At 67.6% G+C, this 14751-nt stretch carries 10 protein-coding genes; all 10 read left to right on the forward strand.

From position 1 onward, the window contains the following. Positions 1-2 precede the first annotated feature (2 nt). Positions 3-797: an ABC transporter ATP-binding protein gene (locus E8M01_RS26705; RefSeq protein WP_246088444.1), complete on the forward strand. Its 795-nt coding sequence runs from the start codon at positions 3-5 to the stop codon at positions 795-797. After that, positions 794-1627 carry an ABC transporter permease gene (locus E8M01_RS26710; RefSeq protein WP_246088445.1) on the forward strand — a complete coding sequence of 278 codons (834 nt, stop codon included), beginning with the start codon at positions 794-796 and terminating at the stop codon, positions 1625-1627. The genes E8M01_RS26705 and E8M01_RS26710 overlap by 4 nt, the downstream gene beginning before the upstream one ends. Before the next feature lie 56 nt (positions 1628-1683). Then, positions 1684-2532 (forward strand): nucleoside phosphorylase, encoded by an 849-nt coding sequence (locus E8M01_RS26715; protein ID WP_170182093.1) that lies wholly within the window; start codon positions 1684-1686, stop codon positions 2530-2532. An 8-nt stretch (positions 2533-2540) separates the two neighbouring features. Next, a complete protein-coding gene (locus E8M01_RS26720) occupies positions 2541-3566 on the forward strand; it encodes a s-methyl-5-thioribose-1-phosphate isomerase (RefSeq protein WP_136962932.1) in 1026 nt (341 codons plus the stop codon). A gap of 16 nt (positions 3567-3582) precedes the next feature. After that, positions 3583-5094 carry an amidohydrolase family protein gene (locus tag E8M01_RS26725; RefSeq protein ID WP_136962933.1) on the forward strand — a complete coding sequence of 504 codons (1512 nt, stop codon included), beginning with the start codon at positions 3583-3585 and terminating at the stop codon, positions 5092-5094. A gap of 10 nt (positions 5095-5104) precedes the next feature. Continuing rightward, a complete protein-coding gene (locus tag E8M01_RS26730) occupies positions 5105-5767 on the forward strand; it encodes a class II aldolase/adducin family protein (RefSeq protein WP_170182094.1) in 663 nt (220 codons plus the stop codon). A 90-nt stretch (positions 5768-5857) separates the two neighbouring features. Further along, entirely contained in the window at positions 5858-6226 is a 369-nt protein-coding gene (locus E8M01_RS26735) for a GFA family protein (protein ID WP_136962935.1), read from the forward strand. A 130-nt stretch (positions 6227-6356) separates the two neighbouring features. Further along, entirely contained in the window at positions 6357-7364 is a 1008-nt protein-coding gene (locus E8M01_RS26740) for a helix-turn-helix transcriptional regulator (RefSeq protein ID WP_136962936.1), read from the forward strand. Between the two features lie 290 nt (positions 7365-7654). Further along, positions 7655-12694, forward strand: a complete 5040-nt coding sequence (locus E8M01_RS26745; protein WP_136962937.1) for a beta strand repeat-containing protein — start codon at positions 7655-7657, stop codon at positions 12692-12694. A 306-nt stretch (positions 12695-13000) separates the two neighbouring features. Continuing rightward, positions 13001-14743: a ShlB/FhaC/HecB family hemolysin secretion/activation protein gene (locus E8M01_RS26750; protein ID WP_246088446.1), complete on the forward strand. Its 1743-nt coding sequence runs from the start codon at positions 13001-13003 to the stop codon at positions 14741-14743. The last annotated feature ends 8 nt before the right edge of the window (positions 14744-14751 follow it).

Here is a 14751-nt window from a genome sequence, read left to right on the forward strand (position 1 = left end):
CGATGCTGCAACCGACTCAATGGGCGATCGATGTCGCCGATGCCGGCGTCGCTTTCGCCCGCGGCGATCAGGAAATCCTCGCCTTTACCGGCGTGTCCCTGAAGGCCCTGGCCGGCGCCTTCGTCGTGCTCATCGGTCCCTCCGGCTGCGGCAAGTCGACCTTGCTCAGGGCCATCGCCGATCTCTTGCCCTGCACCGAAGGCGAGGTTGCGGTGTTCGGCTCCGAACCGGCGCGAGCGCGCGAACAGCGCCGGATCTCCTTCGTCTTCCAGGATGCGACGCTGCTGCCCTGGCGCAGCGTCATCGACAATGTCCGCCTACCGCTGCAGGTCGGCGGCTGGACCGGCCGGCAGCGCCCGGGCCGCACGCCCGAAGAGCTGGTCGAACTGGTCGGCCTCAAGGGCCGCGAGGCGGCACTGCCGCATGAACTGTCCGGTGGCCAACGCCAGCGGGTCTCGATCGCCCGTGCGCTGGTCACCAATCCGGATGTGCTGCTGATGGACGAGCCCTTCGGCGCGCTCGACGAGATCACCCGCGACCGGCTCAACGACGAATTGCTGCGCATCTGGCGCGAGACCGACACCACCATCGTCTTCGTCACCCACAGCCTGACCGAGGCAGCCTTTCTCGGCCAGTCCGTGGTGGTCATGGGGGCGGGCCCCGGCCGGATCATCGAGACGATCGACCTGAAGCCGCGCAAACCCGACAATCGGATCGACCGCAACGATCCGGCCTTTTTCGCCATGACATCGGATCTGCGCGCCGTTCTCGAACGCGCTTATGGGAGCGCGGCATGACCATCACCGAGACCACGCGCCCCGAAGTCGCTCCGGCGGCGCCGGCCGCACCATCAAAGGGTGTTGCCGCCGCCATGTCCAATCGACGCCTGGCGAACCTGCTCTGGCCGATTTTCGGCGTGCTGTCGCTCCTGGCGCTGTGGTGGGCGGCGATCGTCGTCTTCGACGTCAAGCCGTTCATCGCGCCGAGCCCGTTCGGCGTCATCGAGGCGGTCGGCGTCCACCGTGGCCTGCTGCTGACCAATCTCTGGCCAACCCTGATCGAAGCCTTGTCGGGCTTCCTCATCGGCAATGTCGCGGCGGTCGCGGTGGCCTCCGTCTTCGTCCATAGCGCCACCTTGAAGCGCATGTATTTCCCCGTGGCGATCATCTTCAACACGATCCCCGTCATTGCGCTGTCGCCGGTCCTGATCACCATTTTCGGCCTGTCGATCGCCTCGAAGATCCTGATCGCGGCGATCATCTGCTTCTTCCCGACGCTGGTGAACATGATCCGGGGTTTCGAATCCGTCTCGGCGTCCGAGCTCGAACTGATGCGCATGATGTCGGCGACCCGCAGCGAGGTGTTCTTCCGGCTGCGCCTGCCGCGCTCCATGCCCTTCCTGTTTTCAGCGCTGCGGATCGCCTGCACGACCAGTGTCATCGGCGCCATCGTCAGCGAATGGATCGGCTCCGAATCCGGCATCGGCGCCCTGATCATCCAGGCGACCTTCAACTACCGCACCGATCTGCTCTATGCCGCCATCCTGACCTCGTCGGCCCTGGCGCTCGCCATGTTCGGCACGGTCTCCGCCTTGGAATGGCGCTTCGTCCGCTGGCGCACGGCCTGACCCGCTTCGGACCGGGGCCTGGCCTCCGTCCGCCTGATATCCGAGGAGTTTTTCCGATGAACGCCCCAGTGCGCACCAAAGCGACCGCCGATACCGGCGACAGCCGGCGCCATGACCTGCTCGCGACCCTCAATCTGCCGCGCTACGTGCTGCTTCCCGGCGATCCGGACCGGGTCAAGGTGATGGCGGAGCAATGGCAGGAGGCCCATGTGGTCGACCTGCCGCGCGGCTACCGCGCCGCGGTCGGCAGCTATGGCGGCGTGCACATCGGCGCGGTGTCGACCAGCATTGGCGCGCCCTCGCTCGAGATCATCCTGCACGACCTGTTCCGGCTCGGCATCGACACCTTCATCCGGGTTGGCACGACCGGCGCGCTGCGCGACGACATCAAGACCGGCTCGCTGATCATCAACGACGCCTCGGTCCGGCTCGACGGCACCACCAACCTCTATGTCCGGCCCGAATATCCGGCCGCCGCCTCGCATGAGGTGACCTTCGCGCTCGCCGATGCGGCAGCAACCCTTGGCCATGATTATCGCGTCGGCACCGGCGCGACCTCGGGCTCGTTCCTGGCGGGTCAAGGCCGGCCGGGCGTCAACGGCCACAAGTCGCTGGAGGGCGAGCGGATCTTCGAGGAGATGAAGCGCGCCGAGGTGCTGAATTTCGAGATGGAAACCGCCGCGCTGTTCACCCTTGCCCGGCTCTCGGGCCTGCGCGCCGGCTCGGTCTGCTCGGTCATCGCCAACCGGATGACCGGCGAATGGGGCGACAATGGCGGCATCCTGCGCGCCTGCCAGACTGGCGCCGAGGCGATCCGCCGCCTGACGCTCTGGGACAAGCGCAAGACCTCCGAGGGGGTCGCCTCGCTCACCGCCGCCACCGTCAGCCCGCTCGGCCAGGCTTGAGCACGGCCATGCATGACATCAGCTTCACCGCGCCGACCCTGGTGCGCCAGAGCGTCCTGCTCGACGAGGATGCCGTGCGCATTCTCGATCGGCGGACCTTTCCCTTCGACATCCGCTTCGTCACCTGCACCAGCCACGACGAGGTCGCGGTGGCCATCGAAGACATGGTGACCCAGAGCAGCGGGCCGTTTTTTGCGGCGAGCGCCGGCATGGTGCTGGCGGCGCGTCTGGCGGCGCGCAGCGCCGGCGCCGAGCAGCGGCTCGCCATCATCGATCGGGCCGCGGCCCGGCTGATCGCGACGCGGCCGACCAACAACCATATCCGCAGCGTCGTCACGATGATGGCCGAGGCCGCGCGCGGCCTGCCTCAGGACGATTTCGCCGCCGCCATGCAGGCGGTGATGGAAGAGGCCTGGGAGAAGCGCTACGCAGGCAACCGCCGGCTGGGTCGGAACGCCGCGGAACTGGTCGCGGACGGCGATACCATTCTCACCCATTGCTGGGCCGAGGCGAGCCTGATCGAGACGCTGGCGGCGACGCTGCGTGCCGGCAAGCGGGTCAAGGTCGTCTGCACCGAGACCCGGCCCTATCTGCAGGGCTCGCGGCTGACTGCCCACAGCGTCGCTGAAATGGGCATCGACGTGACTGTCATCACCGACAACATGGCGGCGCATGCCATGGATCGCGGCCTGGTCAGCCGCTACATGACCGCCGCCGATCGCGTCACGCTGTCGGGCCATGTCATCAACAAGGTCGGCACCTTGCAGATCGCCATTGCGGCGCGCCATTTCGGCATTCCCTACATTGCCATGGTGCCGGCGCCGGACCGCCATGCCGCGACCCCCGACGACGTGCCGATGGAACAGCGCGACGGGCGCGAAAGCCTGATGTGTCTCGGCCAGCCGACCGCGACGCCGCTGGCGCGCGGCTGGTATCCCGCGTTCGACGTGACGCCGCCGGAATTTGTCGGTGCCATCGCGACCGGCGACGGGGTCTTCGCGGCCAACGCGCTGCGCGCGCATTTCGGCGGCTGAAGGAAACCTGAGCACCATGGGCCATGCGACCAGACGCATCTGCATCGCCGGCGGCGCGGTCTGGACCGGTGAGAATGACCGCGCGCCGGTTCCCGGTGGGGTGCTGATCGACGGCGACCGGATCGCCGCGGTCCTGGCGCCGCACGAGGTCGAGGCCGCTGCCGCCACCGCCGACGCCGTTCTTTATGTTCAGGGATCGCTGATCGCGCCGCCGCTTTACGACGGCCATGTCCATTCGAGCTCGACCCTGCTGCGCGGCACCGAAAATTCGCTGCCGCTGGAGCTCTGGTCCTATTACGCGACCAGCTACGGCCGGGGCTTCTCCGACCGTTGCGCGAAAGCGGCCATCCTGCTCACCGCGGCCGAGATGATCCGCAACGGCATTGCCGGTTACGTCGATCACTATCCGCAGGTCGGTTTTCTCGACACCGCCTTCGAGACCCATGCTCGGACCGGCATGCGGATCGGCTTCGCGCCGTTCTTCCAGGATGTCGCCGATCACGACTTCCTGGACATTCCCCTGCCGCGCGACGTCCTGGCCGAACTTGCCCCTCGTGTCATGCGCACGCCTGACCAGGTGCGCGCCTCGTTCGTCGACCTCGCGGCGCGCGCCGGGCGCGGCGAGGCGTCCCGTATCAGTCTTCTGTTGGGTCCAAACGGCCCCCAGCGCTGTTCGCCCGACATGATCGCGCTCTGGCGCAGGCTGCAGGACGAGCTCGGGCTCGGCGCCCATACCCACCTGTTGGAAACCCTGCCGCAGGCGGCCGCGAGCCGCGCCAAATGGCCTGGCGGCCTGGTGAGCGAGATGGAGCGACAGGGATTGCTCACCGCCAAGCTGTCGGTGGCACACGGCCTCTGGCTGGAGGACGGCGACCACCGGCGCCTGGCGCGCCATGGCGTGACGCTCGTGCACAATCCCGCGAGCAACCGCATGCTCGGCTCCGGGCGATTGAACCTGCGCGCCTGCCTCGATGCCGGCGTCAAGCTGGCGCTCGGCACGGATTGTTCCAATACCGGCGGTCGCCACGACCTGTTCGAGGCCATGCGGCTCGCCGTCATGTCCGGGCGCGAGCCGGGATCGGATCATGACACCTGGCTGCGGCCGGTAGAGGCCTTCCGGGCCGCGACCGCGGGCGGGGCAGGGGCGCTCGGCGTCGATCATGTCGGCGGACGGCTGGCGCCAGGTGCAGCCGCCGACCTCATGGTGCTGAATTTCCGCCGCGAACCGCTGACCGTCGCTCCGATTTCGATCGAGAGCCTGGTGATGCATGCCGATGCACGCGCGGTGACGGCCCTGATGGTTGGCGGCGAATGGCTCATGCGCCATGGCCGCATCGAGAGCTTCGACGAGGACGATGCGCTCTTAGAGGCTGCGGCCTGCGCCGAGCAATTGCGCGAGCTCGGTGCCTTCAATGACGATCTCAAGGCGCTGCACGCACCTTTTGGCGCCTGGCAGAAGCGGGTGTTCGACGCGTGGGGCCGCTGCCCGGCCTGTGGCGCGGCGGCGCGTGGTTTCAAGGCCGAATGACCGGCAGGAGATGACGATGACCGACGAGACCGGACTGCGCGCGGAATTGATCGAGACCTGCCGGAAGATGAACCGCCTCGGCATCAACAAGGGAACATCCGGCAATGTCAGCGTTCGCCACGGCGAGGGGTTCCTGATCTCACCGACCGGCGTCGATTACGATGCGCTGAGACCCGAGCTGATCGTCCAGGTCCGCTTCGATGGCAGCTTCGACGGCGACGTGCTGCCGTCGAGCGAGTGGCGCCTGCATCGCGACATCCTGCGCGAGCGCGACGACCTCGGCGCCATCGTGCACACCCACTCGACCCACGCGACCGCGCTGGCGATCATGGGGCTCGACATTCCCGCCATCCATTATTCGATCGCCGCGGCCGGCGGCCCGGACATTCGTTGCGCTGCTTACGCGACGTTTGGAACGCAGGAGCTTGCCGATGCCGTGCTGGCGGCGCTGCGGGACCGGCGCGCCTGCCTGCTGGCCCATCACGGCGTGGTCGCCGCCCATGTCTCGATGGCCAAGGCCCTGTCGCTCGCGGTCACCGTCGAAGAGCTCGCCAAGCAATATATCCTCTGTCGCGGCATGGGCGTGCCGCCGGCTCTTGCCGAAGCGGAGATCATGACGGTGGTCGGCAAATATCAAAGCTACGGGCAGCAGCCGGCGCGGCTGCATTCCTAGCCGGTGCGGCTGCTGCCATCCCCTGTCAGCAGGGGCCTGCTATGCGAGCCGCGGGAACGGTTGCAGGACAGTGGCCGGCGGAGGAGCGTCATGACGATCAAGGGCAGCTGCCATTGCGGCGCGACACGTTTCGAGGTCGACGAGGCGCCGGCCAGCGTCACCCAATGCACCTGTTCGTTTTGTTCGAAGCGCGGCGCGCTCTGGGCCTATTACAAGCCGCGGCAGTTCCGGCTGACGACGCCGGTCGAACAGGTCGCGACCTATCGCTGGGGTTCGAACACCGTCGCGCATCGTTTCTGCGCCAGCTGCGGCTGCGGCACCTATTCCGAAACGCCTGACTGGTCGACCGGCACGGCGGATTTCGACAACCCGAAGATCAGCGTCAATACGCGGCTTCTGGATGATTTCGATCTCGCCGCCGTGCCGGTGGAGGTCATCGACGGCAAGACCATGTGGTAGCGGCGGCCTGCCGCCGGTCCGGCCCCGGTCGATCGCCAATCGGGGTGCCCGCCGAGTTTCCCATAGGTGAGCAAGTGCTGGCGATGTCGCCGGCGGATCGGTTATATCGGGATCGCGTCGCGCCGCCTCGATGCGCGATCGCGATGACCAGGGACGATCGATGAGCGCCGGCGGCGTCGTGACATTCTCCACCGACATGCTTCCGGCGCGCGATCGCTTCACCCATTGGCGCGAGGAACGCGGCAAGGCGGTCCATGGCGTGACCATCGAGCTCGACCGGAGCCGTCACGAGCAGTTCCGGGGCCGATTTTCGGCGCGGCCGCTCGGCGGCGGGACGCTCGTCGACATGCGCGCCTCGGCTTACCGGGTCGCGCGGACCGAGGCCGATGTCGCCAATCGTGCCGGCGATGCGCTGGTGATTGCGATGCAGGTCGTTGGCGGTGGGCGCGCGATCGTCGGCGCCAACGAATATGAGGTGCCGCCGGGAACGCTCAGCATCGCCCATTCCGACCTGCCCTATGCCAGCCTGCCGGCGCCGCAGGAAGGCTTCCGGGCGCGCATGCTGACGATCCCGTTTGCCCGTTATCGGCCGCTGCTGGCATCCGCTACCGACCTGTCGCTCCGGCCGGTCCGGATCGAGCCCGGCCTGACCGCGCTGATGGCTGCGCATTTCGATGCACTCGTCCTGGCTGCGCCGCATCTGTCCGGAGCCGCTGCCGAGACGGCGGTGGATACCTTGGCCAAGCTTGCCTTGATGGTGCGCGGCTTCGCCTCCCCACGCGATGAGCCGAGACGCGCCGCGATTCACGCCGGCCTCCTGCATCAGGCGCAGGGCCTGATCCTGGCCCATCTCGATCACCCGGATCTAAGCCCAGCCATGGTCTCGGACGCGCTCGGCATCTCGGTTCGCCATTTGCACGCGCTGTTTCAACCGACCGGCAAGAGCTTCTCGACCACCGTCATGGAGCGGCGCATGGACCAGGCGCGGCAATTGCTGGCCTATGAGCCGCGCCTGCCGGTCACGGCGGTGGCGCTGGCCTGCGGCTTCAACAGTCTGTCGGCCTTCTACCGCGCTTTCCGCGCCGCCCATGGCATGACCTCGGGCGAATTCCGCGCCACGCTCGGCATGGCTGACTAGGACGGCGGGCGCTCCACGGATACAGGCATTCCGGTTTTTGACCGGGTTTTCGCGACCGGCGTACGGCGGGCGCAGATGCAGGCTTTGCGGGCGCGCAAGCGCTGAACACCGCCGTGAGACCGCCCGAAATCCGGCAAATCGACCATTTTGCGCGATGTGAGACAGCTTCTTGCGCTGAATGCGACGACGGCCGCCCTCGATCGATGCACAGCTAGCCCGCCTGAGGCTGCGGCACGTGTCCGCGGCCCGGGGCCGCTGTTCCGGTCCGCGTGCAGTCTAAAGAGGTCACGATGAGCCACGCCCAAGTCGAAGCTCCGACCAGGTCGCCGCGCGGATCGCTCGCCACCGTCCTCTTGGCCTCGACGGCGCTGATCAGCGCCTCCGCCGCTTATGGCCAGGCCTTGCCGACCGGTGGCACGGTGGCCTCGGGTGGGGTCACCATCGCGACACCCTCGGCGACCCAGATGACCATCAACCAGTCGACCGGCTCGGCGGTGGTCAATTGGCAGAGCTTCTCGGTGGGGGCGGGGTCGACCGTCAACATCGTCCAGCCCTCGGCCTCTTCGGCTCTGCTCAACCGGGTCACCGGCAATACGCCTTCGACCATATCAGGCCAGGTCAATGCCAATGGCCAGGTCTTCCTGGTCAATCCCAACGGCATCGCCATCACCCGGAGCGGTGCGGTCAATGCCGCCGGTTTCGTCGCCTCGACGCTCGGCATTTCGGATGAAGATTTCAACGCCGGCCGGCGCAACTTCACCGGCAACGGCGCTTCCGCGGCGGTCTCCAACGCCGGCGCGATCACCATTAGCCGGGGCGGTTATGCTGCCCTGATCGGCGGCTCGGTCGACAATGCCGGCACCATCTCGGTGCCACTCGGGCGGGTCGGCCTCGGCTCCGGCGAACGGGCGACGCTCGATCTCTCCGGCGACGGCTTCCTGCAGGTGGCCCTGCCGACGAAAGCGTCAGGCAATGGCGCCCTGGTCAGCCATTCCGGGTGGATCAGCGCCGATGGCGGCCGGGTCGAGATCCGGGCAGCGCAGGCGCGCGATGCGGTGCGCCAGGCGGTCAATCTCTCCGGTGTGGTCGAGGCCCGTTCGGTCTCCGGCCGGCAGGGTGAGATCGTGCTGGGCGGCGGCGACGGTGCCGTGTCGGTGACCGGCCGGCTCGACGTCTCGACGCGCCAGCGCCAGGCGAGCCCCGCGCGGCCGGCGCGCACGAACCGGGCCGCTGCACCGGCGACCGGCGGGCGGATCACGGTCACTGCGCGCACCATCGACATGCGTGGCGCCCATCTCGACGCCTCCGGCCGCGACGGCGGCGGCCAGATCCGCATTGGCGGCGACTATCAGGGATCAGGCCCGCTGCAACGCGCCGAGACCACGACGATCGACGCAGCGACGACGATCCGCGCCGATGCGCTTTCGCGCGGCAATGGCGGCCGGGTGATCGTCTGGTCGGATCTCGACACCCGTTTCGCCGGCCTGATCACCGCGCGCGGCGGGGCTCAGGGTGGCGATGGCGGTTTCGCCGAGGTTTCCGGCAAGGCCCATCTCGGTTACACCGGCTTCACCGATCTCTCGGCGACGCTTGGCCGCTTCGGCACCTTGCTGCTCGACCCCTACAACGTGACGATTTCCAACGGTGCCGATTCAAACCATTCCGGCTTCGGCGCCACCGGAAATGACAGCGTCATCAATGTCACGACGCTGCAGAACGCGCTCGCCGGCGCCAATGTGACTGTGACCACCGGTTCGGGTGGCGCCCAGTCCGGCGACATCATGGTGGCCAACAATGTCACCTGGTCGAGGCCGACGACCCTGACGCTGTCGGCTTTTCGCAACATCACCGTGAATGCCGGCGTCAGCATCACCAATAGCACCAGCGGAGCCGGGCTTGTCCTGCAGTCCGACGCGACCGGCACCGGCACCGGCACGGTCAGCCTTCTCGGCACCGTCAGCCTCGCCAACGGCACGACGCGGATCTACTACAACGCCGCCAACTATGCCGCGCCGACCGATTACAGCGCGGCGTCGACCGGCCCGACCACGGCCTATATGCTGGTCAATACGCTCAGCCAGTTGCAGGCCATGACGACCAATAGCGGCGGCAATTATGCGCTCGGCCGCGATATCGACGCCACCGCCACCAGCGGCTGGAACGGCGGCGCCGGCTTCGTCCCGATCGGCCAGAGCTTCGGCACCGAATATTACGGCCATTTCGACGGCCAGGGCCACAAGATCACCAATCTGACGATCAACCGGCCGACCGAGGAATATGTCGGTCTCTTCGGCCTCACCTGGCAAGCGTCGGTCAGCAACGTATCTTTCGTTGGAGGGAGTATCACCGGCGGCCAGTATACGGGCACTGTCATCGGCCGAAGCTGGGGCACGATGGTGAGTGGTGCTTCGAGTTCGGCCACCGTCAGCGGGGCGTCTCACACTGGCGGCCTCGTCGGCCTGAACGAGGGGGTGGGGAGGGTTAGCCAGTCCTATGCCACCGGCAGTGTCACAGCTTCGTCCGGGAGCCAGGGAGTCGGTGGGCTTGTCGGCACCAATTTCGGTACTGTCGTTCAGTCCTATGCCACCGGCACCATCAACGGCGCCTCGTCATTCTGGGCCGGCGGCCTGGTCGGCACCAATTACGGCGTCGTCACCCAGTCCTATGCGACCGGCACGGTCAACGGCAATTGGGGTGCCGGCGGCCTGGTCGGCTGGAATGCGGGCGGTGCGATCAGCCAATCCTATTCCACCGGCGCGGTCAGCGCCGGCACTTATCTCGGCGGCCTGGTCGGCACCACCAATAACGGGGGCACCACGACCAATTCCTACTGGAACGTCGAGACCTCGGGTCAATCCACCAGCGATGGCGGCACAGGACTGACCACGGCGCAGATGCAGGTGGCGGCCAGTTTCGCCGGCTTCGACGCGGCTGTCTGGGCGCCGGCCAGTTCCAGCTACCGGCCCGAGCTCTTCGGCGTGTCCGGTGTCGTCGGCGTGACCGGCGCCGCGACCCGCTATTACGGCGATGCCAACCCGACCAGCGCCACTTTTTATGGTGCGGGCCGCTGGAACACCATTACGACGGGGGTGAGCTATTCGACCACGGCGACCCCGGCGAGTGGCGTCGGCAGCTATTCGACATCGGTCGGCACGGGCGCGGTCGGCACCTTCGCCAATGGCGGCGCGACACGCTTTGTCTATCTCACCGGCGGGCAGCTGACCGTCGCGCCGCGTCCATTGACGGTGACGGCCAATGCGGCGACGCGCGGTTACGGCGACGCCAATCCGGCTTTGACCTACAGCCTGACCTCCGGCTCGCTTGTTGGTGGCGACGTGCTTTCGGGGGCTCTCGCTACCAGCGCCAATGGAACCTCCGGCATCGGTGACTACGCCATCACGCTCGGTTCGGTCGCGGCCACGGCGAACTACGCGATCACCTATGTCGGCGCAAACCTGACCGTGACGCCACGCGCGGTGACGGTCACCGCCAATGCCGCCAGCCGGACCTATGGCGACGCCAATCCGGCCTTCAGCTATGGGCTGACCTCGGGTTCCCTCGCCAACGGCGACGTCCTGGCCGGCGCCTTGGGGACCACGGCCTCCGCCGGCTCGGATGTCGGGACCTATGGCCTGACCCAGGGCAGCGTCGGGATTTCGGCCAACTATGCCGTCACCTTTGTCGGCGCCGACCTGACGGTGGCGCAGCGCGCCGTGACGGTCACCGCCAATGCGGCGAGCCGCCAATATGGCGATGCCAACCCGCTGTTCGGCTTCACCACGACCTCGCTTGGCGCGGGGGCTGCGATATCAGGCAGCCTGGCGAGCTCCGCCGACGGCACCAGCGGTGTCGGCGCTTACGGCATCACGCAAGGGACCGTGACGACGGCGAACAATCCGAACTATGCCGTGACCTATGTCGGCGCCGACCTGACGGTGACCCAGCGGGCCATAACCGTGACCGCCGACGCGCAGAGCCGGAGCTATGGCGACGCCAATCCGGCCTTGACCTATGCCTTGACCTCGGGCTCGCTGGTCAATGCTGACGGCTTCAGCGGCAATCTCACGACCGCGGCCAACGGCGCCTCCAATGTCGGTGCCTATGGCATCGCCCAGGGTACCGTCGCGGTCTCGGCCAATTACGCTGTCACCTATGTCGGGGCCGACCTGACGGTGAACCAGCGCGCCGTCACGGTGACCGCCAATGCCGCCAGCCGGAGCTATGGCGACGCCAACCCGACCTTCACCTATGGCCTGACCTCAGGTTCCCTCGTCAACGGCGACACGCTGACCGGTGCCCTGGCGACGTCGGCGACCGCATCCTCCGATGTCGGGACCTATGGCCTGGCCCAGGGCAGCGTCGGGATCTCCGCCAACTATGCCGTCACCTATGTCGGCGCTGACCTGACGGTGAAGCAGCGGGCGGTGACGGTGACCGCCAATGGCGCGAGCCGGGTCTATGGCGATGCCAATCCGTCCCTGACCTACACGACGACGTCGCTCGGCGCCGGCGCCGCGCTGACCGGCAGCCTCGCTACGTCGGCGGACCTGACCAGCAATGTCGGCGCCTATGGCATTGGCCCGGGCACGGTGACGACGGCCAACAATCCGAACTATGCGGTGACCTATGTCGGCGCTGACCTGACGGTGACCCAGCGCGCGGTGACGGTTGCGGCCAACGCGGCTGCCAGAACCTATGGCGACGCCAATCCGGCCTTGACCTATGGCCTGACCTCCGGCTCGCTCGTCAATGGCGACAGCCTGACCGGCACGCTGGCGACCAGCGCCACCGCGACCTCCAATGTCGGCGGCTATGGCATCACGCAGGGGACACTCGCCGCCTCGTCGAACTACGCACTGACCTTTGTCGGCGCGAACCTCGCGGTGACCCAGCGCGCCATCACGGTGACGGCCAACGATCTCAGCCGGCTTGCCGGCCAGCCGAACCCTCAGCTCACCTACGCCGTCGGCGGGCGCGGCCTTGCCAATGGCGACAGCCTCGCGGGCGAGCTCGCCACCACGGCGACGCCGGCGAGCGGGCCGGGCAGCTACGCCATCACCCAGGGCACGCTGGTGGCCTCGTCCAACTATCTCGTGGCGTTCAACGCCGGCAATCTCGCGGTCACGCCGGCCGGTGCGGTCAGCCCGGAGGTTGCCAGCGTGGTCGACTGGGCGTTCCGGGCGAACAGCACGCGGCCGGGCTCGTTCGACGGCATCAAGACCTTTGCCATGCTGGCGCGCGACCGCGACGCGCTCATCGAGGATGCCCGTTTCGGCCGCCCCGTCGTCTGTCTCGGCGTCGCGTCTTCCGCTTGTTTTGCAGCGCCTTAGACGCAGGCGACGATTCGTTTGATGCGGCCCGCGCAGGTGGTGGCGGGCGCGGCCATCGCAGGTGGAGTTCAGCTCTGATCTCAAGCACATGCCGGCATTGGCTGAATCGAAATATCGGGGCGGCCGCTCAAAATGTCGGGAATTTCGTAACCAAAGGCAAATTTTGCGCTCGGTGATACGACGTTCTGCGCTGAATGCGACGACAGGCCTTCCCGATCGATGCACTTCTTCGCCCATGTGTCGCCGCGCCGGGTGCGTCGCGGCTGGTGCTCAGGGGGCCGCGTGATTCGGGTTCGGACCAAGAGAGTGAGGCCGTCGCGACAGGCGCTGGCGCGCGCCGGGGTGGTTGCCATGGTGCTGGCCGCCGGCCCCGCATGGGCACAAACGGCATCGCAGATCACGCCGCAGACATTCCGTCCGCCGGTCATCGGCGGCCAGGGTGCCCTGGTCATCCCGGAGGGGCGGGGCCTGGAGGCGCCGCCCGGCGCCGAGCGGCTGAGCGTCCGCCTGCGCGACATCGTCGTCGAAGGCGGGCTTCCGGCCATGGCCGAAGCGACCCGTGCGATCACCGCGCCGCTGGCTGGCCGCACGGTGACCGCCGCCGAGATCTTCGCGGTCGCCCGCGCGCTGGAAGTCGCCTATGCCCGTGCCGGCTACGGCTTGGTGCGGGTGATCCTGCCGGCGCAGCGCATCGTCAACGGCGCACGGCTGCGCCTTGTCGTGGTCGATGGCTTCATCGAGCGGATCGACGTCAGGGGTGTGCCCGAGGCGGTGCGCGGCCGGATCGAAGCGCTGCTGGCGCCGATCGTCGGCGAACGGGGCATCACGCTAAGGCTGATCGAGCGGAAACTGCTGCTGGCCAGCGATACGCCTGGCACGATCCTGCGCTCGACCTTGACGGCCGGTGTGGCGCCCGGGGCCAGCGTCCTGGTGGTCGAGGCCAAGCACCGGATCATTTCCGGCCAGTTGACCATCGACAACACGTTGTCTTCTGCGCTCGGTCGGATCAACAGCGGCTTCGGCGTCGAGCTCAACTCGGCGGCGGGCGCCGGCGAACAGCTCTATCTCAGGGCATCCGGCTATCCGAATGGCGGCGATCACGGCGTCTTCGCCAACGAACCGCTCAACCGTTCGCTGGCCGCCGGCATCGTCATGCCGCTCGGCCTCGACGGCCTGACCTTCAATCTCGAAGCCACCAATACCCGGGCGACGCCGCGGGCCGCGGCCAACGGCCTCGGCTCGACCTCGTCCTTCGATCGCATCTCGGCGCGGCTGCGCTATCCGCTGATCCGGTCGCGCGACTTCACCCTTGGCTCGGAACTGAGCTTCGATGCCCAGGAGGAGCGCGTCTCGGTCATCACCCCCTTGAGCGCACCGATCTCGCTCGACCGGTTGCGTATCGTCAGGGCCGCGAGCGATGTCCTGTGGCTGTCGCCCTGGGGCGGCCAGGTGACCGGCCGGGTCACCGGTTCTTTCGGCATCAATGGGCTGGGCGCCCGTTCGGCCGAAGATGCCACCCCGCTTCTGCCCCTGTCGCGCCAGGGCATCGATGCGAGCTTTCAGAAGCTCGAACTCTATCTCGGCTATAGCCAGCAGCTGATCGAGCATCTGGCGATAGACCTGCGCGCCCGCGCCCAGACCTCGTTCGGCCAGCCGCTCGCCCGCTCCGAACAGATCGGGCTGGCCTCGCTGACCGGCCTTTCGTCCTTCGATTCCGGCACGTTCCAGGGCGATGCCGGCTATGTCGTGCGCGGCGAACTCCAGTCGCCCCGGCAAATGGCCATTCCGAGCGGCTTCGTCGTCGTCGCGCCCTATCTGTTCGGCGCCTATGGCGCGGTCAAGATCGAGCGCCCGACCGTGCTCGAACAGGCCAATATCCACGGCGCGTCTTATGGCCTCGGCATCCGCCTCGGGGCGGCGCCGGCCGGTGGCCAGAGCCCGATCGGCCTGAGCCAGGTCAGTTTCAGCCTGGAATGGGGACGGCAGCACCGCAACGACAAGAAACCGGCCGCCGATCGCGTGACGTTCTCGGGCGCAGTGCAGTTCTAAGGGGGGAC

Origin of the sequence: Phreatobacter stygius, from assembly GCF_005144885.1 — a bacterium.
Classification (GTDB): Bacteria; Pseudomonadota; Alphaproteobacteria; order Rhizobiales; family Phreatobacteraceae; genus Phreatobacter; species Phreatobacter stygius.